19 protein-coding genes and 1 pseudogene are annotated in these 22,627 nt (G+C 71.1%); 15 read left to right on the top strand and 5 right to left on the bottom strand.

Features of this window, described 5'->3' with window-relative positions; translation table 11 throughout:
* Positions 1-197 (bottom strand): annotated as a pseudogene (locus tag ACFYTE_RS35705) (xylose isomerase); the annotation flags it as partial.
* Positions 198-475: 278 nt separating this feature from the next.
* Between ACFYTE_RS35705 and yicI the strand changes: the two are divergent.
* From yicI to ACFYTE_RS35665, 8 genes are all read left to right on the top strand, one after another.
* On the top strand, positions 476-2,746 hold the full coding sequence (yicI, locus tag ACFYTE_RS35700; protein ID WP_388719591.1) for an alpha-xylosidase: 2,271 nt from the start codon (positions 476-478) through the stop codon (positions 2,744-2,746).
* 173 nt (positions 2,747-2,919) lie between these two features.
* Positions 2,920-3,777 (top strand): DMT family transporter, encoded by an 858-nt coding sequence (locus ACFYTE_RS35695; protein ID WP_388719589.1) that lies wholly within the window; start codon positions 2,920-2,922, stop codon positions 3,775-3,777.
* Positions 3,778-4,071: 294 nt separating this feature from the next.
* Positions 4,072-4,812 carry a DUF1684 domain-containing protein gene (locus ACFYTE_RS35690; protein ID WP_388719587.1) on the top strand — a complete coding sequence of 247 codons (741 nt, stop codon included), beginning with the start codon at positions 4,072-4,074 and terminating at the stop codon, positions 4,810-4,812.
* A 41-nt stretch (positions 4,813-4,853) separates the two neighbouring features.
* Positions 4,854-6,374 (top strand): ABC transporter substrate-binding protein, encoded by a 1,521-nt coding sequence (locus ACFYTE_RS35685; protein ID WP_388719585.1) that lies wholly within the window; start codon positions 4,854-4,856, stop codon positions 6,372-6,374.
* Entirely contained in the window at positions 6,374-7,339 is a 966-nt protein-coding gene (locus ACFYTE_RS35680; RefSeq protein WP_388719583.1) for an ABC transporter permease, read from the top strand. The genes ACFYTE_RS35685 and ACFYTE_RS35680 overlap by 1 nt, the downstream gene beginning before the upstream one ends.
* Positions 7,336-8,214, top strand: a complete 879-nt coding sequence (locus ACFYTE_RS35675; protein ID WP_388719581.1) for an ABC transporter permease — start codon at positions 7,336-7,338, stop codon at positions 8,212-8,214. The genes ACFYTE_RS35680 and ACFYTE_RS35675 overlap by 4 nt, the downstream gene beginning before the upstream one ends.
* Positions 8,211-9,011 carry an ATP-binding cassette domain-containing protein gene (locus tag ACFYTE_RS35670; protein WP_388719579.1) on the top strand — a complete coding sequence of 267 codons (801 nt, stop codon included), beginning with the start codon at positions 8,211-8,213 and terminating at the stop codon, positions 9,009-9,011. The genes ACFYTE_RS35675 and ACFYTE_RS35670 overlap by 4 nt, the downstream gene beginning before the upstream one ends.
* Positions 9,008-9,772: an ABC transporter ATP-binding protein gene (locus ACFYTE_RS35665; protein ID WP_388719577.1), complete on the top strand. Its 765-nt coding sequence runs from the start codon at positions 9,008-9,010 to the stop codon at positions 9,770-9,772. The genes ACFYTE_RS35670 and ACFYTE_RS35665 overlap by 4 nt, the downstream gene beginning before the upstream one ends.
* 158 nt (positions 9,773-9,930) lie before the next feature.
* Here ACFYTE_RS35665 and ACFYTE_RS35660 read toward each other — a convergent pair whose 3' ends face one another.
* The 4 genes from ACFYTE_RS35660 to ACFYTE_RS35645 all read right to left on the bottom strand — a co-directional run bounded on the left by ACFYTE_RS35660 (position 9,931) and on the right by ACFYTE_RS35645 (position 14,679).
* Positions 9,931-11,142: a helix-turn-helix domain-containing protein gene (locus ACFYTE_RS35660; RefSeq protein WP_388719576.1), complete on the bottom strand. Its 1,212-nt coding sequence runs from the start codon at positions 11,140-11,142 to the stop codon at positions 9,931-9,933.
* A gap of 221 nt (positions 11,143-11,363) precedes the next feature.
* Positions 11,364-12,311: a hypothetical protein gene (locus ACFYTE_RS35655; RefSeq protein WP_388719574.1), complete on the bottom strand. Its 948-nt coding sequence runs from the start codon at positions 12,309-12,311 to the stop codon at positions 11,364-11,366.
* A 39-nt stretch (positions 12,312-12,350) separates the two neighbouring features.
* Complete coding sequence (locus ACFYTE_RS35650; protein WP_388719572.1) at positions 12,351-13,922, bottom strand: DUF6801 domain-containing protein; 1,572 nt, start codon at positions 13,920-13,922, stop codon at positions 12,351-12,353.
* Between the two features lie 130 nt (positions 13,923-14,052).
* Positions 14,053-14,679, bottom strand: coding sequence for a hypothetical protein (locus tag ACFYTE_RS35645; protein ID WP_388719571.1), 627 nt, complete (start codon positions 14,677-14,679; stop codon positions 14,053-14,055).
* A gap of 702 nt (positions 14,680-15,381) precedes the next feature.
* On the opposite strand from ACFYTE_RS35645, the gene ACFYTE_RS35640 reads away from it, so the two are divergent.
* Genes ACFYTE_RS35640 through ACFYTE_RS35610 form a run of 7 tightly spaced genes read left to right on the top strand, consistent with a single transcriptional unit; the run spans position 15,382 to position 22,391 of the window.
* Complete coding sequence (locus ACFYTE_RS35640) at positions 15,382-16,374, top strand: ABC transporter ATP-binding protein (RefSeq protein ID WP_388719569.1); 993 nt, start codon at positions 15,382-15,384, stop codon at positions 16,372-16,374.
* Entirely contained in the window at positions 16,371-17,135 is a 765-nt protein-coding gene (locus ACFYTE_RS35635) for an MlaE family ABC transporter permease (RefSeq protein WP_388719567.1), read from the top strand. The genes ACFYTE_RS35640 and ACFYTE_RS35635 overlap by 4 nt, the downstream gene beginning before the upstream one ends.
* A gap of 5 nt (positions 17,136-17,140) precedes the next feature.
* On the top strand, positions 17,141-17,947 hold the full coding sequence (locus ACFYTE_RS35630) for an MlaE family ABC transporter permease (RefSeq protein WP_388719565.1): 807 nt from the start codon (positions 17,141-17,143) through the stop codon (positions 17,945-17,947).
* A 1-nt stretch (position 17,948) separates the two neighbouring features.
* Positions 17,949-19,202, top strand: coding sequence for an MCE family protein (locus tag ACFYTE_RS35625; RefSeq protein ID WP_388719563.1), 1,254 nt, complete (start codon positions 17,949-17,951; stop codon positions 19,200-19,202).
* Positions 19,199-20,257: an MCE family protein gene (locus ACFYTE_RS35620; RefSeq protein ID WP_388719561.1), complete on the top strand. Its 1,059-nt coding sequence runs from the start codon at positions 19,199-19,201 to the stop codon at positions 20,255-20,257. The genes ACFYTE_RS35625 and ACFYTE_RS35620 overlap by 4 nt, the downstream gene beginning before the upstream one ends.
* Positions 20,254-21,375 carry an MCE family protein gene (locus tag ACFYTE_RS35615; protein WP_388719559.1) on the top strand — a complete coding sequence of 374 codons (1,122 nt, stop codon included), beginning with the start codon at positions 20,254-20,256 and terminating at the stop codon, positions 21,373-21,375. Before ACFYTE_RS35620 ends, ACFYTE_RS35615 begins: the two co-directional genes overlap by 4 nt.
* Entirely contained in the window at positions 21,372-22,391 is a 1,020-nt protein-coding gene (locus tag ACFYTE_RS35610; protein WP_388719557.1) for an MCE family protein, read from the top strand. Before ACFYTE_RS35615 ends, ACFYTE_RS35610 begins: the two co-directional genes overlap by 4 nt.
* Positions 22,392-22,627 lie beyond the last annotated feature (236 nt).

Raw genomic sequence — 22,627 nt, 5'->3', positions numbered from 1 at the left:
GAGGAACCGAAGGGGATCAGGTCGTCGTCGTGGAAGGTCACTCCGTGGGCGCCGAGTTCCGCCAGGCGCTGCACCGACTCGACCGGGTCGAGGGCTCGGCGGGTGGCGTCCCCGAACGGGTCCCGGCCCTGCCAGCCGACGGTCCACAGGCCGAACGTGAACCTGTCCTCAGGGGTGGGGTTGAAGCGCTTCGACATGTGCGGCCCTTGCAGTCGTGCGGTCCGGCAGCGGCGCCGGACGGGTTTGTTTGATGGGATGACTAATACGTCAAGACAGTGTCACCGCGCTAGCCCCCGGTGGCGCGTATCTCTTCATGGCTCGATGTGAAGGGATCAACCGCCTCGGTAATCATGCCTGCTCAAGGGCTTGTGAGGTCGACCTGGGGCTCGTGGGTCGCATTTGTTTTGTGTACGATCAAATCCTGTGCGACGCTCCCGCGCACCCCCCGAAGGTCGCTGCTCCCCCGAGGAAGATCATGAAGTTCACCGATGGCTTCTGGCGCATTCGCGAAGGCGTACAGATCTCGTACGCCACCGAAGTGCGCGACGTACGCGTGGAAGCGAAACGCTTCACCGCCCATGCCGCGGTGAAGAAGGTGACGCGCAGGGGGGACACGCTGAACGCGCCCCTCATCACCACGGAGTGCTTCTCGCCCGCCGAGGGCGTGATCGGCGTCCGGATCACCCATCACTCCGGCACCCGGCGGCCGGGCCCGGACTTCGCCCTCGCCGGTGCGGCGGACGGCACGGGCGCCGTCCGCCAGGAGGGCACCGTCACGGAACTGGCCAGCGGACCGCTGACCCTGCGCCTGGACCGCTCGGGACCCTGGTCCCTGACCTTCCACGGCGCCGACGGCCGCGAACTGACCCGTGCGAACGCCAAGAGCACCGCGTTCGCCACCACCGCCGACGGCGCCCACCACATGATCGGCCGGCTCGCGCTCGGGGTCGGCGAACAGGTCTACGGTCTCGGCGAACGCTTCACCCCGTTCGTGAAGAACGGCCAGGTCGTCGACGTCTGGCAGGCGGACGGCGGCACCAGCAGCGAGCAGGCGTACAAGAACATCCCGTTCTACCTCTCCTCACGCGGCTACGGCGTCTTCGTCAACCACCCGGGGAGGGTCTCCTTCGAGGTGGGCTCCGAGTCGGTCGGGCAGGTCCAGTTCAGCGTCGAGGACCAGACGCTGGAGTACTACGTCGTCGCCGGGCCCACCCCGAAGGACGTCCTCGCCCGCTACACGGCCCTCACCGGCCGTCCCGCGCTCCCGCCGGCCTGGTCCTTCGGCCTCTGGCTCACCACCTCGTTCACCACGTCCTACGACGAGCGGACGGTCATGTCGTTCGTCGACGGCATGGCCGAGCGCGGCATCCCGCTGTCCGTCTTCCACTTCGACTGCTTCTGGATGCGCGAGTACCAGTGGTGCGACTTCGCGTGGGACCCGGACGTCTTCCCCGACCCGGAGGGGATGCTCGCCCGGCTGAAGGACAAGGGCCTGCGGATCAGCCTCTGGATCAACCCCTACATCGCCCAGAAGTCCCCGCTCTTCGACGAGGCGGCCCGGCTCGGGCACCTGGTGCGCCGGCCGGACGGCGACGTGTGGCAGTGGGACCTGTGGCAGGCCGGCATGGGCCTGGTGGACTTCACGAGCCCCGACGCCCGCGCCTGGTTCAAGGCGAAGCTCAAGCCGCTGCTCGACCAGGGCGTGGACTGCTTCAAGACCGACTTCGGCGAACGCATCCCGACCGACGTGGTCTGGCACGACGGCTCCGACCCGGAGCGGATGCACAACTACTACACGCACCTGTACAACCAGACCGTGTTCGAACTCCTCGAAAAGGAGCGCGGGCAGGGCGAGGCGGTGCTGTTCGCCCGGTCCGCGACCGCGGGCGGCCAGCAGTACCCGGTGCACTGGGGTGGCGACTGCTGGTCCTCCTTCGAGGCCATGGCCGAGTCCCTCAGGGGCGGTCTGTCGCTGTCCCTGAGCGGATTCGGCTTCTGGAGCCATGACATCGGCGGCTTCGAGGGCACGCCCGACGCGGCCGTGTTCAAGCGCTGGCTGGCCTTCGGGCTGCTGTCCTCGCACAGCCGCCTGCACGGCTCCTCGTCGTACCGGGTGCCGTGGGAGTTCGGCGACGAGGCGGTGGACGTCGCCCGCCGGTTCACCCGGCTCAAGCACCGGCTCATGCCCTATCTGTACGGGGCGGCCGTTGAGGCCCACCACACCGGCGTCCCGATGATGCGCCCCATGGTGCTCGAATTCCCCAACGATCCGGCGTGCCGCCCGCTCGACCGCCAGTACCTGCTCGGCTCCGACCTCCTGGTCGCCCCCGTGTTCACCGAGGACGGCGAGGTGGAGGTCTACCTTCCCGAGGGCACCTGGACGCACCTGCTCACCGGCGAGCGGGTCACCGGCCCGGTGTGGCGCACCGAACGCCACGGCTACGACAGCCTGCCCCTGTACGTCCGCGAGGGCGCCGTCCTGCCCCTGGCCAGCGACGACAGCCGCCCCGACGGCGACTGGCTGGCGGAGCCGACCCTGCTCGTCCACCCCTCGGCCTCGCCCGCCTACGCCGCAACGGTCACCGTGCCCGATCCGGCCGGCGCGCCGGCCGCGGTGTTCCGTCTCCGGCGCGAGGGCGACCTGCTGCGGGTCACCGCGGAGGGCACCGACGCGCGGTTCACGGTGCGTGTGGCGGGCGGTGCGAGCGCGGCGGGGGCCGGGGAGGTGACGGTATCCCTGGCCTGACCTGGTCGGCCGAAAGGACGTGACCTGATTCCCGTGGCGCCGGCACCCGGACGGGGCCGGAGCGGACCGTCGGTCCTTCGGCCGGGGGCGGGTGAGCGGCCCGACGGGCGCAGTCGGGGGCCGGGGGCGGGTTCCGGTCGGTGCCGGGCGGGAAGGCGAGGCATGGTGGAGGGGTGATCGCGCTCGCCGTCGTCTGTGCCGTGGCGGGGGCCGCCAGCAACGCCGTGGGGACGGCCTTCCAGCGCAAGGCCGCCTCCACGGTGTCGCAAGGCGGCGGCCTCGGTCTGATGATCGCCCTCGTGCGGCGGCCCGCCTGGTCGATCGGCATCGCCGGTGTCGCGGGTGCCGCGCTCTTCCAGGCCCTGGCCCTGGTCAACGGGCCCATGGCGCTGGTCCAGCCGCTGTTCGTGCTGGAACTGCCGTTCGCCCTGCTGGTCATCGCACCGCTGATGCACCGCAGGCTGCCCGCCACCGCTTGGCGGGCCGTCGCGGGCATGGTCGGCGGGCTCGCCCTGGTCCTGGTCGCGGCGGCTCCCTCGGGCACCCGCAACGAGGCGGTCATGACGCGCTGGCTGCCGGTGCTTGCCCTGACCCTCGGCGCGATGGGCCTCGCCGTCGTCCTGGCCCGTCCGGCGCATTCCTCCCTGTTCCGTGCGGCGGCGCTGGCCACGGCCGCCGCGATCGGCAACGCCCTGACGGCCGCGCTGATGAAGTCGGCCACCGGCGTGCTCGCCGACTCGGGGTTCACCGCCTTCCTGTGCACCTGGCAGACCTACGGCTTCGCGCTGGCCGGTGTCGGCGCGCTCCTGCTGCTGGAGAACTCCCTCCAGGCCGGCGCCCTGGTCGCCTCGCAGCCCGCGCTGACCATCGGCGACGCGACCGTGAGCCTGCTGCTGGGCGTGGTCCTGTTCGGCGAGGAGATCCGCACCGGCTGGTGGCTGACGGTGGAGCTGGCGGGCGTCCTGCTGATCCTGTGGGGCGTGCTGCGGCTGACCCGGGTGGCGCCCCATCTGATCGACCTCAACCGCTGAGAGGTGCCGCTCCGCCGAGCCGGGCCGTCCCTGGGTGCCGGTTGCTTCAAGTCCGCACCCTGCGCCGGTGCGCTGCGCTCCGCGCCGGTGACGGTCGTCGGTCGGGTGCGGGTGTGGTGTGGCCGGTCGCGCAGTTCCTCGCGCCCCTGAGGGGGCGGTTCTCGGTGGGGCGTCTCAATATGTGTCAGCGGCATTTGACATTAGATCCTCTTATGGCAGATAAAGGGCATGCTTTGGCCACTCATTCGCGCAGCGTGATGTCCGCGGTGTGAGGCCGCCGTCCCTGCTACGCGAATGAGTCCGACCGTGTCCCAAGCCACCACCGACCAGCCCGCCGCCGATGCCGTCGCGCGGTGGCACGCCTGGCGCGCCGAGCGCCTGCGGGCCCTGACCGCGCCGACCGGGAACCTCGCGCTCGTCGAGACCCGCTGGCTGCCGGCCGGTGAGCCCGCGGACGCGGAGCGGGCCCGCGCCGGCCGGCCGGACACCGTGACCGTCACCACACTGAGCCGGACCGACCTCGTCACCGGCGAGCCCGAGCACGGCCTGCGGTTCTGGGACGCCGACGCGCCGGCCATCCGCCGCTTCGACCGGGTCGACACCTTCCCGTACGACCCCGCCTGGGTGCTGCACGCCACCTACACGCCCGTGCCCGGGGCCCGCCGGATCCCCTTCGAGCACATCCGGGACAACGGCGGCAGCCGCGACCTCGTCGTCCCCGGCGACATCACCCTCACCGTCGACGGCCGCGCCTACACCCTCAGCGCCTTCGACGACGACGGCACCCTGCTGCTCGTCTTCGGCGACCCCACCAACGGGGACACCACCTACGGCGCCGGGCGCTTCCTGTTCGTGCAGCGCACGGAGCACGACGACCGGGTGCTGCTCGACTTCAACCGCGCCTTCGTGCCGCCCTGCGGATTCTCCGATCAGTACAACTGTCCGATGCCGCCCCGGCAGAACCGCTTCCACCTGCCCGTCGAGGCCGGCGAGAAGCGCCCCGTCTTCCGCGGCGGCGTCCCCGCACAGCACTGACCCGCAGCCCTCCCGCACCGCAGCACGAAAGCGCACACCACGTGAACATCAAGAAGACCTCCCTGTACGGCACCGCGACCGCGGCCACCCTCGTCCTCACCCTGACCGCCTGCGGGGGCTCCGGCTCGGGAGGCAGCGCCTCCGGCGGCTCGTGGGACAAGAACGCCACCGTCAACATCGGCTCGCTCTACGAGCCGCAGAACCTCGACAACACCGCGGGCGGCGGACAGGGCGTGACCGAAGCGCTCAACGGCAACGTCTACGAAGGGCTGTTCCGGCTCACCGACGACGGCAAGGTGGACAAGCTCCTCGCCCGGGACTACAAGGTCAGCGCCGACGGGCTCACCTACACCTTCACCCTGCGCGACGGCGTGAAGTTCCACAGCGGTAAGCAGCTGACCAGCGACGACGTCAAGTACAGCCTGGAGAAGGTCATCGCGGACGACTCCCAGTCCGCCCGCAAGAGCAACCTTGAGGTCATCAAGGACATCGCCACCCCCGACGCGCACACCGTCAAGGTCACGCTGTCGCAGCGGTCCATCTCCTTCGTCTACAACCTCTCCTACGTCTGGATCATCAACTCCCAGGCGAAGAACCTGAAGACGACCGAGGACGGCACCGGCCCCTACACGCTGGACAAGTGGACCCGGGGCTCCGCCCTCGGCCTGAAGCGGTTCGCCGGCTACTGGGGCGGCGCCGCCAGCAACCAGAAGGTCGTCTTCCACTACTACAAGGACGCCACGGCGCTCAACAACGCCCTGCTGACCAACGCCGTCGACGTGGTCACCAGCGAACAGTCCCCGGACGCCCTCGACCAGTTCAAGAACAACCAGAACTACAAGGTCAACGACGGGAACTCCACCACCAAGCTGCTGCTCGCCTTCAACGACAAGGCCAAGCCCTTCACCGACGCCAAGGTCCGCCAGGCCGTCTCCGCCGCCATCGACGACAAGAAGCTCCTGGAGTCGGTCTGGGGCGGCTACGGCAAGCTCATCGGCTCGATGGTGCCGCCCACCGACCCCTGGTACGAGGACCTCACCAAGGTCAACGCCTACGACCCGGCCCGCGCCAAGAAGCTGCTCGCCGAGGCCGGCTACGCCAAGGGCCTCACGTTCACCCTCGACACCCCGAACTACGACCCGCACCCCACCGCCGCGACCTTCATCAAGTCCGAACTCTCCAAGGTCGGCATCACGGTCACGATCAACACGATCACCCCGGACGAGTGGTACACGAAGGTCTACAAGAACCACGACTTCACGGCCACGCTCCAGGAACACGTCAACGACCGCGACCTCGTCTGGTACGGCAACCCCGACTTCTACTGGGGCTACGACAACAAGCAGGTCACGCAGTGGGTGCGGCAGGCCGAGGAGGCCCGGACCACCGCCGAGCAGACCGAACTGCTGAAGAAGGTCAACCGCAGGACCGCCGAGGACGCGGCCAGCGACTGGCTGTACCTGTACCCGCAGATCGTCGTCGCGAGCAGCAAGCTGTCCGGCTACCCGCTCAACGGCCTCAACTCGCAGTTCTACGCCTACGACATCAAGAAGAAGGGCTGATGGCGCGCTACCTGCTGCGCCGCCTGGTCTTCCTCGTGGTGTCGCTGGCCCTGGCGAGCGTGGTGCTGTTCGTGCTGCTGCGCATGCTGCCCGGCGATCCGGCCAACGCGCTCACCTCGGTGGGCGCGAGCCCCGAACAGATCGCCGCGGCCCGCCACTCCATCGGCTCCGACCGGCCGCTGCCCGAGCAGTTCACCCACTGGCTCGGGCAGTTGGCGAGCGGCGACCTCGGCACCTCCTTCGTCAGCTCGCTGCCCGTCGGACCCGAGGTCTCCGCCCGGCTGGACGTCACCGTGCCGCTCACCCTCGCGGCCTTCGTGCTGGCCGTCCTCATCGCTGTACCCGCAGGCTTCGTCGCCGCCCACAAGCGGCACACCTGGTACGGCGCGCTGCTCAGCGGCGTCTCCCAACTGGGCATCGCCATCCCGGTGTTCTGGCTCGGCATGATCTTCATCGCGGTGTTCGCGCTGAACGCGGGCTGGCTGCCCGCCGGCGGTTTCCTGCAGGACGGCTGGTCCGCCCCCGCGGACGCGATCCGCTCGCTGGTGCTGCCGGTCCTCACCATCGCACTGGTGATGAGCGCGTCCCTGATCCGCTACGTCCGCTCCGCCACCCTCGATGTGCTGGGCAGCGACCATCTGCGCACCGCCCGCGCCCTGGGCTCCTCCTTCGGGCGGGCGATGTGGCGGCACGGGCTGCGCAACGCCGCCGTACCGGTGATCTCCGTGCTCGGCATCGAACTCGCCTCGACCCTGCTGGGCGCGGTCGTCGTGGAGTCCGTGTACGCGCTGCCCGGCCTCGGCTCGATGCTCGCCACCGGCATCGCCCAGCACGACTACCCGGTCATCCAGGGCGTGCTGTTCGTCTCCACCCTCGCCGTGCTGCTCATCGGCTTCGTCGCCGACCTGGTCCAGCGGATCATCGACCCGCGGCTGCGCGACCGACTGACGGGAGGTGCCCGATGACCGGAACCGACATGCTCGAACCGGCGCGGCCCACGAGCACCGCACGCGCCGGGCGGCGGACCCGCGGCTCCGCCACGCTCGTCGTCGGCTGCGTGCTGGCGGGCGCCATCGCCCTGCTCGCCCTGGTCTCCCTGTTCTGGCTGCCGTACCCGGCCGACGACACCTCCGGCGGGCGGCTCACCGGCCCCGGCGGCGGACATCTGCTCGGCACCGACAAACTCGGCCGGGACCTGTTCACCCAGGTGATGACCGGCTCCCGGATCGCCGTCGAGGCGGGCCTCGGCTCGGTACTCATCGCCGCCGTGATCGGCGTCACCCTCGGGCTGCTCGCCGCGTTCGCACAGGGCTGGCTCGACGACACGCTCTCCGCGTTCCTCGACATCCTCATCGCGTTCCCGACCCTGCTGCTCGCGATGCTCATCGTGGCCGCCCGCTCGGCGACCCTCGGCTCCGCCGTCCTCGCGATCGGTCTGGCGCAGAGCGCCGTCGTCGCCCGGCTGGTGCGCATCCTCGCCAAGCGGGTCCTGGCACAGGACTACATCACCGCCGCCCGCACCTCCGGCACGTCCTGGCCGCGCACCGTGCTCGGCCACGTCCTGCCCAACATCTGGCCCACCCTCGTGGTCAACCTGGCTCTCCAGTTCGGGCTCGCCGTGCTCGCCGAGGCCGGACTGTCCTACCTGGGTCTCGGCGCGCCGCCGCCCAACGCCTCATGGGGCCGCATGCTCCAGGAGGCGCAGGCCACCTTCACCACCGCCCCCGCCGGCGCGCTGGCCCCCGGCATCCTGCTCGTCCTGCTCGTGATCGGCGTCAACCTCGTCGCCGACGGCCTGCGCGACACCCTCGACCCGGCGACCCGCCGGAGGCGCACATGACCCTCCTCGACGTCCGTGGCCTGACCGTCCGCACCGGCGACGGCCGGACCCTGGTCGACGACCTGTCCCTTCGCGTGGCGAGCGGCGAACGGCTGGGCCTCATCGGCGAGTCCGGCTCCGGCAAGTCGCTCACGACGCTCGCGGTGCTCGGCCTGCTGCCCGACGGCATGACCGCCACCGGAAGCGTGGAACTGGCCGGCACCCAGATCGTCGGCGCGAGCGAGAAGCGGCTGACCGCCGTGCGCGGCCGGGACGCCGCCGTCGTCTTCCAGGAGCCGCTGACCGCGCTCGACCCGCTGATGCGGGTGGGCCGCCAGGTCGCCGAACCCCTCGGCAGGCGCACCGGACTGAAGGGCGCCGCCCTGCGGGAGGCCGTACGCGAGGCGCTGGCCCAGGTGCGCCTGCCCGAGCCGGAGCGCATCGTGCGCGCCTTCCCGCACGAGATCTCCGGCGGGCAGCGGCAGCGCGTCGCCCTGGCGATGGCCCTGGCGTGCGCGCCCCGGCTGCTGATCGCCGACGAGCCGACCACCGCCCTCGATGTGTCCGTGCAGGCGGAGATGCTGGACCTGATCGACACCCTGGTCCGGGAACGGGAGATGGCGGTGCTGTTCGTCAGCCACGACCTCGCCGTCGTCGCCCGGGTGACCGACCGGGCCCTGGTGCTCAGGGACGGCCGGGCCGTCGAGGAGGGCGCGGTCCGCGAACTCGTCCGCGCCCCGCGCGAGCGCTACACCAGGGACCTCGTGACGAGCGCCCGGAAACTGGAGTCCGCCCTGGACCTGAGGAGCCCGCGGTGACGCCCGTACTGGAACTGAGGGACGTGGCGCTGCGCCACCGGGGGAGCGCCGCCGACACCGTGCGGGACGTCTCCCTCGCCGTCGAGGCCGGGCACAGCCTCGCCCTGGTCGGCGAGTCCGGGGCGGGCAAGACGACCCTGCTGCGCCTGCTGCTCGGCCTGTCCCGGCCCACCGCCGGCGACGTGCGCTTCGACGGCGCCGAGTTGTCCCCGCGCGACCGGGCGCAGATGCGCCGCTTCCGGCGCAGCGTGCAGTGCGTCTTCCAGGACCCCTACTCCTCCCTGGACCCGCGCCGCCGCGTCGCCGCCATCGTGGCCGAACCGCTGCGCTCCCTGGGCATCGACACCAGGGCCGGCGCGGCGCCGAAGGTGGCCGCGGCCCTGGAGCGGGTGGGCCTGCCCGGCGACGCGGCGGACCGCTATCCGCACGAGTTCTCCGGCGGGCAGCGCCAGCGCATCGCCATCGCCCGGGCCACGGTGTGCGGGCCGCGCGTCCTGCTCGCCGACGAACCCGTCAGCGCGCTCGACGTCACCACCCGGGTGAAAGTCGTCGACCTGCTCGCCGAGTTGCAGCGGGAACAGGGGCTGACGCTCGTGATGGTCTCCCACGACCTGTCGGTCGTCGCCTCCCTGTGCGAGCGCACCGCCGTGCTGGAACGCGGCCGCATCGTCGAGCAGGGCGACACCGCACGGGTACTGGGTGCCCCGGCCCACCCGTACACCCGCAAACTGATCGAGAGCGTGCCCCGCCTCCCCATCTGACCGGCCCCCCTCACCCCCAACAGACGGCGCGCCCACGGGGACGGGTGACGGCGACCCCAAGGCGGAGGTGCCGGAGCCCACGGCGCTGCTGGCCAGACTCGGAACGCCGCCCGCTTGCCTGGTTGTTTCGGGGGGCAGGGAATCGGCCGGTGGGTGGCTCACTCGGTGTGGTGGGGGGCCCTCAGGTGCAGTGACCGTAGTGCCGCCTCCAGGGCGAAGCGGTGGTCGGGGTCGGTGAGACGGTCGCCGAGCCGGGCGTCCAGGTTGCGCAGGCGGTAGCGCACCGTCTGGGCGTGCACGCCCAGCATCTCGCCGACCTGCTCCGCGGGCGCCCGGGTGGAGATGTGCACGCGCAGGGTCTCCATGAGCCGGCCGCGGCGGCTGCTCGGCAGCCCGTCGAGCGGTGCCAGTTCCCTGGCCGCCAGATGGGACAGGAGCGGCGGGTCCGACAGCAGCCACAGCGTCACCAGATGGTCCTCGCAGCGGGTCAGCGGCGCGTCGGCCACGACACCCTCGTCGATCAGCTGGAGCACGCGCCGCGCCCAGCGGATGGAGTCGGCCGCCTGCGCGAGCGGCACCGTCAGGCCCGCGACGGCGTGCGTGCCCGACAGCGCCGCGTCCAGCATGGCGAGCCGGTCCGGGGTCAGGGCCCCCGGGATGAGCAGATGCGGCTGCGGGATGTCCAGGTCCGCAAGGACGTCACCGGCCAGCCCCGTCTCCAGATGGTCGGGCGCGGGCGACCGCAGGGCGACAAGGGTGACCTCGGCGGGCAGCGGCCAGGCGGCCGCCTCGCACAGCCCGGACACGGTCGCCTGCGGCAGCGGCGGCGCGGCGAGGATCAGGTGCAGCAGCTGTCTTCGCACCGCCGAGACCTCGGACGAGGCCCGCGACTGCACCTCCACATAGCCCTCGCGGGAGAGCGCCTCCAACTCCTCGACGTAGGCGAACAGGGCGTCGGCGAAGGCGAGGATGACGGTGGGCGACAGGTTGTACTGCCGGCCCACGGCCTTGGCACGGCGCAGGGCGATCCGCGCGCCCAGCCGGTAGGCCCCCTGAAGGGTGTCCAACTCCCTTCCCTCATAGGCCTCCACGCGTCCAAACTTGCGTAACAGCTCGTCGCGCAGCGCCGAGTCCTTGCCCGGTTCGGCGACGCGGTCCACGAAGGCGGCCAGGGCCTCCTCGACGCCCTGCCGGATGGCGTCGGCGTTGGGGCCGTTGAGCAGCCGGCCGTACACGGGATAGGCGCGGGTGACCTCGATGCGTATTTCCTTCATGAGGCCGGGCAACTCCGGTCGCATGAAGGCCGCGAACTCCCTGGGCAGGGGTTCGAGGGGTTCCCCGACCTGCGGCGACCGTACGGTTGAAGGCATGACTGGTCGTCCCTTGCTCTCCGACGCGCCCGGTGGGGGGAGACCGGCCGGGTGCCCCCGCTGGACCGAGGGGGACACCCGGCCGGCCCTCAGGTGCATACCTGTCTTGGGCTGCTGAAGCTAAATCAAGTTTCACGCGCCGTACACAGGCCGTGCACGGTTTGCCGCAGCGAGACGGGATCGGACTGCCGGGACGGCTGATAATCGCCTTTGTACGGTGCTCACTTGACGGCGGAGTTCCAGTTGCGCGCGAGGATCTTGCCGGCGTCGGGGGCGACGGTGCCGGGTGCCGTCAGACCGGTGAGGTAGGTCTGGGTGTCGTTGAGCGTGAGGCTGTTCTTCCCGGCGGCGGACGGCAGCCCGGTCTTGAGGTTGACCGCCGCGTCGACCAGGCCGATGCCAAGACCGCAGCCGCTGGCGCCCGGCACCGCGAAGCTGCTGTCCTTCTGAGTGGCCCCGGTGAGGCCGATCCGGCTCATCTCGCCGTCGTCGGCGAGGGTGCCGTCCCCCTTGAAGAACGACAGTCCGAACGTGGGGTAGGTGATGTTCTTCGGCCGCAGCACGATCGGGTTGCTCTTCGTGCCGATGTAGCAGTTGCCGCCGAGGAACGGGTTCTCCAGGTGGATGCGGACCGGCAGGGCGACGATGGGCAGGTCGGTGAGGACGCCCGCGCTCTGGTCGAAGTCAAAGGGTGTGCCGACGGACTCCACGGTCGCCGTGATCTTGTTGAGCGTGCTGTTGGCGAGCTGTTCGCAGATGGCCGTGATCGCGGGGATGTCGCTCGGACACATCAGGCCCAGCAGCCCGCCGGGCACGGACGCGGAGTCGGCGATGATCGCGCCGTCACTCGGGGGCACCACGGTGCTGGTGCCGTCCGAGTTCTGCACGACGCCCATCTGGAGGTTGGTCCGGCCCGTGACCACGGTGGTCTTGCCGAGCGTGATGGAGCCGTTCGGCGAGCTGGAGACCACGCACTGCGGCGTCCTGGCCAGGCCGTCCGTGGCGAGCATGGCCGGCGCGTTCACCGGGCAGCGGGTGAACGGCGCCCACTCGCCGTTCAGTTGGGCCGTGGCGGCGGTCGCGGTGCCCATCGAGGCGAAGGCGCCGAGCGCGGTGCCGAGCGCGGTGACGGTGGTGGCGAGTCTGGCGCCGAGCGGGAACCGGTTCATGAGGTGGCCTTCCGTGAGGGGTACGGGCTGGAGCGTGACTCAGCGTTCGGGAACGGGAATCTTGAGGGGCTGGAGATCCGTGGTGCACTCCTGCGGATTCGGTACGTCGGCCGCCACGTAGCAGGTCTGCCCCTGCATCTGCTTGACGTAGTTGCCGGAACCGGAGACCGAGGCCGTCAGCAGGCGGTCGACCCGCTCGCCGTCGGCCCCGCAGCCGGTGAAGGCGGGGATGCTCACCTCACCGGTCAGCGGGCCCCCGGACAGCAGCAGATAGCCGGTGGCCGGCTCGCCCGTGACCTGCTCCCCCCGGCCGTGCAGCACCAGATGGTCGCCGGGGTGGTGCGCGGGATCCGGTTCGGGGGAGGCGAGGGGCTTCTCGGTCCGGCAGTTCGGCCCCACGTCCAGCGGTGTCCCGTTGACCGTGAGCGAGAGGACCCGGAGCACCAGCGGCACCCGGACATAGGTGTCGGTGCTGGTGAACACGAAGTCGGTGGCGCCGAGCGAGTCGATGGTCAGCGGGCCGGTCTGCTCCAGCACCATGGTGGCCGTCGTCGGGGTGAAGCCGAACGTGAGGAAGGTGGCCTCGAACGGGGGCGACCAGGTGCGGCCCCCGTTGTACATGTCGCCCGGGGAGTGCTGCTTGATGGTGCCGCCGCTGAAGTCCGGGTAGAACTCGAACTCCGGCTCGCCCTGCTCGATCAGTGTGCAGGTCAGCGGGATCAGCGCGGCGCCCTTCAGCTTCCGGACGTTGGCATGGCCGGTGATGTAGGCGTTGAGCGACATCGGGCCCGCCGGATACCCGGCGTCGTACCGGCACGGCGGCGCGTCGGGCCGTGCCTGTGTGCCGCCCGGTGTGTCCCCGCCGACCCTGGGGGCCCGCTCCCGCTGCCGGTCCGCCGGTTCGCTGCCCGGCCGGGACGGTGTGCCGGAGGGGGAGGGCGACGCGGACGGCGAGCCGTCCGGCCCGCCGGGGTCGGGGCCGACCGGGACGGCGGCCAGCAGGCCGTCGTTCGGCGCGTCCTCGGCGAGCGTGCACTCGACGGTGAGCGCGGCGGGTTCGGCGGCGCCGTCGTCCGCCGCGCCGAGCGCCAGATCCACGGCGAAGTCCGCGGCGGACAACGCCAGTTCGCCGGCGCTCCGCCCGGTCACCGTCGGCACCTCGCCGGTCGCGGTGAGCGTCAGCGGCCCGGCCGCCGGGAGGGCCACCGGCTGCGCGGTGCCACGCCAGGTCGCCTCGGCGGTGGCGTCGTTCTGCGCGACGGCGACGGTGAGCCGGGTCTCGGCGGCCCGCACACCCGGCGCTCCGGTCGCGGCGAGGTCGGCCACCGCCTGCGCCGGGAACTCCACGGTGGTGGTGACGTCCGCGGGCCGGATCGGCTCGCCCACCGCCACCCGGTCGGGAAAGGCCGCCGAGATCCGTACCGTCGCGGGCCACTGCCCGGACGGAAGCGTGCACACATAGGGGAGTTCGGTGTCGACCTCCCGTGTGCCCGCGGCGACGGCCGCGGCCGGGACCGTGGCGGCCAGCACCACGAAAGCGGCGATCGTCGCGCCGCGGGCGCGGGCGCGGGCACGGGACGGCCGCCGCACGGCGGCACGGGGACCTCTCATCGATTGCTCCGCTCGGATCGTTCGCCGGCCCGGGGGCGGCGGTGGCGGCCGGCGGTCGCCGGCCGGGCGCGGACAGCCCGCGTGCGCCCGGCCGGTACCACCGGCCGGGCGGGCGCGAGCGGGACGTGCCCTACGGGTTGGAGCCGACGATCGTCGGGATGGTGCTGGTGCCGCTCAGCTTGACGGCGTAGTTGCCCTTGAAGGTGGGCTTCGTGGACGTCGTGACCACGGTGCCGCAGCCGCTGGCCGAGGCGACGGCCAGATCACCGGAGACGCTGTTGACCGCGAGGATCCCGGTGGAGTTGGTGTAGGTCGCGCTCGCCTTGCCCGTCACCGTGAACACACAGGCGCCCGCGGTCACCTTGGCGTTGACGTTGCCGACGTAGCCGGTGGTGACGCCCGCGTTGTAGTCCTGGCCGACGACCGTCCACGGGACGGTCGCCACGGTCGTGACATTGCCGAGGACGCTGGTGCACGGCGCGCTGCCGCTGCCGAAGTTGACGGCGGCGATGGAGGCGACGGTCGCCGGGTTGCCGGTGGTGCTCTGCATGGTGCCCGACGCGGTCGAAGTCGTACACGTCATCGGGATGTTGGCGGTCAGCACGATGTTGCCGCTGTTGGTCGCCGTGTAATTGGCCGGTGACGGGGTCACGGTCCACACCGTGGAGGGCACCGCGGAGGCGGGGGCGACGGCGATGCCGAACGCGGCCGCTGCCGCGCCCAGGACGAGGGCGGTCCGTGTGCTGGGTTTCTTCATGACTCTGGGACTCTCCTTATGGATTGACCGGCAGAGGAGGGCCGCTACGGAAGCGGACGGAGAACGGGACCGGGCGGCCCGCGGCTCGGAAAACCTCGACCGCGGGCACCGACGTTACTTGCCGGAAACTTGGCCGAACAATGCCATCGCCCATGATTCTTTGAAGAACGGAATTATCTGTCCGCCGGGTGAGCACTCCCTGGTGCCGCTTAGTCAACGGATGCTAAGGACGAGGCCGCGGGACGGCTGTGGCGGGCCGCCCCCGTGATGCTCACCGAATGACAAGAACGGGGCCATTTTTTGTCTCCGTGCTGACAGATTCCGGGCGGTCGGCCGGAATCTCGCACAAAACTCGGAACCCGCTCTTGCCCGCCGAGGTTACTCGGTCGTAACGTGCCGGGTGCCGTGCCGATCTCCAGGTGGGTGGCCCCCGCCGGCCGACGGCGCAGCGGACGGTGTACGGCCCTCGCCCGCCCCTTGGGGCGGACGTCCGCCGGCCGGGCCCCGCGGATCCCGCCCCGGTGCGGGCGCGTCGCCCCGCCCTGTGCCGGCGAGACAAGTACGCGACCGTTCTTTGTCTGCGCGGTGACAAAGAACGGGGGAGCCCCGGTAATCCGGCGCTCCCACCTATTGTCAGTCGACCGCGCACCGCTTTAACGTGCGCTCCGCGATGCACGCCGAACCGTTCCTGTCGGAGGTGATATGGGAATCGAAGTGGTCGTCGAGGGCCTGACCAAGTCCTTCGGCAGGCAGAACATCTGGCAGGATGTGACCCTCACCCTGCCGGCCGGAGAAGTCAGTGTCATGCTCGGCCCGTCCGGCACCGGAAAGACCGTCTTCCTGAAGTCGCTCATCGGTCTGCTCAAACCGGAACAAGGCCGTGTCCTCATCAATGGGGTGGACATGGTGAACAGCCCGGAACGCGACATATTCGAGACCCGGAAACTCTTCGGTCTCATGTTCCAGGACGGCGCCCTTTTCGGCTCGATGTCCCTCTTCGACAACATCGCCTTTCCGCTGCGTGAGCACACCCGCAAGAAGGAGTCCGAGATCCGCCGCATCGTCATGGAGCGGATCGAGGTCGTCGGCCTGCTCGGCGCCGAGGGCAAGCTGCCGGGCGAGATCAGCGGCGGCATGCGCAAACGGGCCGGCCTCGCCCGCGCCCTCGTACTCGACCCGCAGATCATCCTGTGCGACGAACCCGACTCCGGACTCGACCCCGTACGCACCGCCTACATATCGCAGTTGCTGATCGACCTGAACGCGCAACTCGACGCGACGATGCTGATCGTCACCCACAACCTCGACATCGCCGCCACGGTCCCCGACAACATGGGCATGCTCTTCCTGCGCCGACTGGTCACCTTCGGCCCCCGCGAGGTGCTGCTCACCAGCGAGGAACCCGCCGTGGCCCAGTTCCTCGGCGGGCGCCGCGAGGGGCCCATCGGGATGTCGGAGGAGAAGGACGCCGCCACCCTCGCCGCGGAGGCCGCCGACACCCGCCCGGCACGTCCGGCCGGGCCCCGTCAGATCGTTCCGCAGCTGGAGCCGTCCCCCGGACTTCCGTCCCGCCGCGCCGTCGCCCGGCGCCGCGAGCGGGTCCTCGGCATGCTCGACCAGCTGCCGCCCGCCGCACGCTCGGCCATCGAGCGCACCTACGCCACGGCCGCCACCGCCGCCGGGAGCGGCACATGATGCTCGGCGCGCTGCGGCAGACCGGACGGCTCTTCGCGCTCGCCGCGGAGGTCGGCCGGGCGATCTTCAAACGGCCCTTCCAGTTCCGGGAGTTCATCGAGCAGTTCTGGTTCATCGCGAGCGTCACCATCCTGCCCGCCGCCCTCGTCTCCATCCCCTTCGGCGCCGTGATCGCCCTTCAGGTCGGTTCGCTCACCCGGCAGTTGGGCGCCCAGTCGTTCACCGGCGGGGCCAGCGTGCTCGCCGTGGTGCAGCAGGCGAGCCCGCTCATCGTCGCCCTGCTGATCGCCGGCGCCGGCGGCTCCGCCATCTGCGCCGACCTGGGCTCCCGCGCGATCCGCGAGGAGCTGGACGCGATGCGGGTCATGGGCGTCTCACCGGTGCAGCGCCTGGTCGTGCCGCGGGTGTTGGCCGCGATGGGTGTGGCCGTCCTGCTCAACGGCCTGGTGTCGGTGGTCGGCATCCTCGGCGGCTACTTCTTCAACGTCTTTTTGCAGGACGGCACCCCCGGCGCCTATCTGTCCAGTTTCTCCGCCCTCGCCCAGCTGCCCGACCTCTACATCAGCGAACTCAAGGCCCTCGTCTTCGGGTTCATCGCAGGCATCGTCGCCGCGTACCGCGGGCTGAACCCGCGAGGCGGCCCGAAGGGGGTCGGCGACGCCGTCAACCAGTCCGTCGTCATCACCTTCCTGCTGCTGTTCTTCGTCAACATGGTGATGACCGGCGTCTACCTCCAACTCGTCCCGCCGAAGGGAGGCTGAGACCGGTGGCCTCCCCGCTCGTCTGGCTCGACCGCTCCGGCGACCAACTGCTCTTCTACGTCCGCTCCCTGCTGTGGGTGCCGCGCACCCTGCACCGCTACCTCAGGGAGGTGCAGCGGCTGCTCGCCGAGGTCGTCTTCGGCACCGGCGGCCTCGGCGTGATCGGCGGCACCATCGGCGTGATGATCGCGATGACCCTGTTCACCGGGACCGTCGTGGGCCTGCAGGGATACGCGGCGCTCGACCAGATCGGCACCGCCGCGTTCACCGGGTTCGTCTCCGCGTACTTCAACACCCGGGAGATCGCCCCGCTCGTCGCCGGACTCGCCCTGTCCGCGACCGTCGGCGCCGGCTTCACCGCCCAGCTCGGTGCCATGCGCATCAACGAGGAGGTCGACGCCCTGGAGGGCATGGGCATCCGCTCACTGCCCTATCTGGTCACCACCCGCATCATCGCCGGGGTGGTCGCCATCGTCCCGCTGTACGCGATCGGGCTGCTCTCCTCCTACGTGGCGTCCCGCTATGTCACCGTCCTGTTCAACGGCCAGTCCCGGGGCACCTACGACCACTACTTCAACCTGTTCCTGTCACCCACGGACGTGCTGCTCTCCATACTCAAGGTGCTCATCTTCAGCGTGATGGTGATCGTCGCGCACTGCTATTACGGCTACCGCGCCTCCGGCGGTCCGGCCGGCGTCGGCGTCGCCGTGGGCCGTTCGGTGCGCAACGCCATCGTGCTGATCAGCCTCACCGACTTCTTCCTGTCGCTCGCCCTGTGGGGCGCCACCACAACGGTGAAGGTGGCCGGGTGAGATGAGCAGCCCACGGGGTCATACGCTGCGCCGCCGGCTCGCCGGAGTGGTGTTCCTGGTGGTGCCCGCCCTGCTGATCTGGCTGGCCGTCGCCGTCTACGACAAGAAGTTCACCGACTCCGACCCGGTCATCGTGGAGACCGGCAGCGTCGGCAACGAGATGCACCTGGGAGCCGAGGTGAAGCTGCGCGGCGTCGTCGTCGGCGAGGTCCGCGCCATCGAGTCCACCGGTGACGGCGCCCGGCTCACCCTCGCCCTGCGGCCCGGCGCCCGCGCCGGCATCCCCTCCGACGTGCGCGCGCAGATGCTGCCGACAACCCTGTTCGGCGAGCGGTTCGTGGCCCTCGTCCCGCCCGCGCACCCCTCCGGCCGGCCGCTCGCCGCCGGAGCCGTCATCCCGCAGGACCGCTCGTCGAACGCCGTCGAGTTGCAGCGGGTCCTCGACGACGTACTGCCGATGCTCACCGCCGTCCAGCCGCAGAAGCTCTCCGCAACCCTGTCCGCGGTCTCCCGGGCCCTGGAGGGACGCGGCGAGCAGCTCGGCACGACCCTCAGCCGACTCGACGCACACCTGCGCAAGTTCAACCCCGACCTGCCCGCCCTCAACCGTGACCTGAAAGAACTCGTGAAGGTCAGCAACCTCTACGCCGACGCCGCACCCGACGTCATCACGGCCCTCACCGACTTCACCACCACCAGCGGCACCCTGGCCGAGAAGTCCGGCGACCTGGCCGCCACGCTCGGCGCCACCACCGGCGCGGCCGACGACCTGACCGGCTTCCTGCGCCGCAACAAGGACACCGTCATCCGGCTCAGCGCCGACTCCCGGCCCACCCTGCGGCTGCTCGCCGAGTACTCCTCGTCCTTCCCGTGCACCCTGCGCACCCTCGCCGACTTCGTGCCGGAGATGGACAAGGCGCTCGGCAAGGGCACCGACCGGCCCGGCCTGCGGGTCGACCTCACCACCGTGCCCTCCCGCGGCGCCTACGTCCCCGGCCGGGACACCCCCTCCTACGACGCAGGCGGCGGACCCCGCTGCTACCCCGTCCCCTACCTCGGCGTGCCCACGAAACCGGCCGCCCAGGTTTCCGCCGCGGCCGGCCAGGACCTCGGGCTCGCCAACTCCCCGCAGGAGAACGCCCTCGTCAACGAGTTGCTCGCGCCGGCCACCGGCAAACCGGCCGCCGACCTGCCGGACTGGAGCAGCCTGCTCGCCGGGCCGGCCCTGCGCGGCACGGAGGTGACGCTGCGATGACCCGGCCGCGCCCCGCGCACACCCGGCGCCGCCCGCCGACCGGCCCCGTACTGAAGTCCCTCGTCTTCCTGGTGGTGACCGCCCTGGCCACGACCGTGCTCGGGCTGAGCGTCGCGGGCACCGGTGTCGGCTCCGCCACCCGCTCCTACCAGGCGCTGTTCACCGATGTCACCGGGCTCGTCGACGGCGACGGCGTGCGCATCTCCGGGGTGAAGGTCGGCGAGGTCACCGACGTCCGCGTCGTCGACCGGCGCACCGCGCAGATCACCTTCACCGTCCGCGACGACCGCACCCTGCCCCGCTCTACGACCGCCGCCGTCAAGTACCTCAACATGGTGGGCCAGCGGTACGTCGCCCTGGACCGCGGCAGCGGCGACCTCACCGGCACCCTGGAGGACGGCGACACCATCCCGCTCGACCACACCGCGCCCGCCCTGGACCTGACCCTGCTCTTCAACGGCTTCAAGCCGCTGTTCGAAGGACTGTCGCCGAAGGACGTCAACGAACTCGCCGGTTCCATCGTGCAGGTCCTGCAAGGCGAGGGCGGCACCGTCGACAGCCTCATCCGGCACATCGGCTCGCTCAGCCGGACCGTCGCCGCGAAGGACGAGGTCGTCGGCGCGGTCGTGCAGAACCTCAACACGGTCCTGACCACCCTCAACGACCGCGAGGCCCGGTTCGACGACCTCGTCGACACCCTGCGCCGGCTCGTCGCCGGCTTCAACGACGACCGCAAGCCCCTCGGGCGGGCCGTCGCCGCCATGGGCGACCTGACCACGGTGACCGCGGACCTGCTCCAGGACGGGCGCGCACCCCTGAAACAGGACATCCGCGAACTGGGCCGGCTCTCCGGGAACCTCGGCGCCGCCGCCCCCCAGATCGAGGACTTCCTCGCCAGGACACCCGCCAAGATGACCGCCCTGGCCCGGCTGTCCTCCTACGGATCGTGGTTCAACCTCTACCTCTGCGAGGCGCGCGTGAGCCAAGTGACCACATCCGACGGCTCCGAGGCCCCCACCGGCATCGCCGTCACGGAGCCGAGGTGCGGCGCATGAGGCTGCTTCCCCGGGCCGGCCGCCGCGCGGGCGACCGCACCACCGACACCGGCACGCGCACCCGCACCGGCCGGCGCCGCGGGCCACGGCTCAAGCCCGTCAAGGACCGCGACCCGGTCGCCGTCGCCCTCGTCGGCCTTCTCCTGCTGGCCCTGCTCACCGTGTTCGCGTACCACGCCGACCGGCTGCCGCTGATCGGCGGCGGCACCACCTACAGCGCCGACTTCAGCGAGTCGGCCGGCCTCGACGAGGGCGACGAGGTGCGCATCGCCGGCGTCAAGGTCGGCCGTGTCACCGGGGTCTCGCTCGACGGCCCCAAGGTGAAGGTCAGTTTCGAGGTCGACGACGCCTGGATCGGGGACCGGAGCACCGCCGCCATCGCCATCAAGACACTGCTCGGCGAGAAGTACCTGGCCCTGGACCCGTTGGGCGGCGCACGCCAGGACCCCGGCCGCCGCATCCCGCTGGCCCGCACCACCTCGCCGTACGACGTGACCCAGGCGTTCCAGGATCTCAGCGGCACCGTCGACGCCATCGACACCCGGCAGCTCGCGAAGAGCTTCGAGACGATCTCCGAGACGTTCGAGGACTCGCCGCCCCATGTGCGGGAGGCCGCAACCGGCCTGTCCGCGCTGTCCAGGTCCGTCTCCAAACGCGACACGGAACTCTCCGTACTCCTCAAGGGCAGCGCCCGGTTCAGCAAGACCCTCAAGGACAAGAAGTCCAGCTTCGAGACCCTCATCGAGGACGGAGGGTCCCTGCTCGGCGAGTTGAAGGACCGCCGGACCGCCATCCGCGCCCTGCTCAAGGGCAGCAGGGCACTGTCGGTACAGCTGAGCGGCCTCGTCGCGGACAACGAGAGCCACCTAGGCCCCACCCTCAAGGCGCTCGGCCGGGTCACCACGATCCTGGAGAAGAACAGCACCCGGCTCGACCGCACGCTGGCGCTCGTCGGGCCCTACTACCGGCTCGTCGGCAACACCCTCGGCAACGGCCGCTGGTTCGACAGCTATCTGTGCGGGGTGGTGCCCCGCGACTACCTGCCCGACCCCGCCCAGACCGAACCGTGCATGCCGCCGAAGCAGCCGGCACCGGCCCAGGGGAGCGGTGCGCGATGACCAGACGCAGCAGACTCCTCGCGGCCGTCCTCGCCCTGGTGGTGGTCGCCGCCTCACTCGCCGTCGCCCGGGCCCTGGACACCTCCGGCACCCGGCTGACCGCCTACTTCGACCGCGCCGTCGGCATCTACTCCGGATCCGACCTGCGCATCCTGGGCGTGCGGGTCGGCGAGGTGACATCGGTACGGCCGCGGGGCACCCGGGTGCGCGTGGGACTGGCCCTCGACGAGGGCGTACGGGTCCCCGAGGGCGCCCGAGCCGTGATCGTGGCGCCGAGCGTGGTCGCCGACCGCTATGTGCAGCTCACCCCCGCCTACCGCGCCGGGCCGGCCCTCGCCGACGGCGCCGTGCTGCCCCCCTCCCGCAACCGCACCCCCGTCGAGATCGACCAGCTCTACGCCTCCCTCACCGATCTCAGCAAGGCGCTCGGCCCCGACGGCGCCAACGCCTCGGGCGCCCTGTCCGACCTGCTGACGACCGGTGCGGCCAACCTCGACGGCAACGGCGCGGCGATCGGCGACACCATCGAGCAGTTCGGCAAGGCCACAAGGACGCTCAACGGCAGCAGCGACGACCTGTTCGCCACGCTCAGCCGGCTCCAGTCCTTCACCAGCATGCTCAAGCAGAAGGACACCGACGTGCGCACCGCCCAGGAACGCCTGGACACGGTCGTCGGCTTCTTCGCGGACAACAAGGACGACCTCACGGGCGCCCTCGAAGAACTCGGCAAGGCCCTCGGCCAGGTCAAGCGGTTCATCAAGGACAACCGCGGCGAGCTGAAGAAGAACGTCGACCGGCTGGTGCCGGTCACCCGCACCCTCGTCGAGCAGCGGGCCTCCCTGGCCGAGGCGCTGGACGTGGCACCGCTGGCCGCGGACAACCTGGTGTCGGCCTACGACACCGACACCCGCACCCTCGACGGCCGGGCCAACCTCAACGAGATCAGCATGGGCGGACCGCTGCTGCCGCTCCCGGCGACGGGCGGCTCCGCGTCCTTGGGGGAGGGGAAGAGGTGAGGCGCGGCCTACGGCGACACAACGCCTCCGGCGCGGCCGGGCCCGGCACCCGACGCCGGGACGACCGGGGGAGCCAGGACACTCGGCAGCACCGGGACGCACCGGAGGACCGGGACACGGAGGAGAGGGACACGCTGGAGGAGAGGGACGACGGGGAGAAGGGGGGCTACGGGGAGGGGGCGGCCGGCGACGGGAACCGGTCCGGCACGGCCGGCGCGGCGGTCGGACGGGGTCTG

The sequence above is a fragment of the Streptomyces sp. NPDC004629 genome (assembly GCF_042873595.1).
Classification (GTDB): Bacteria; Actinomycetota; Actinomycetes; order Streptomycetales; family Streptomycetaceae; genus Streptomyces.
The sequence above is the reverse complement of the archived record's forward strand: the minus strand, read 5'-3'. Positions and strand labels throughout refer to the sequence as shown.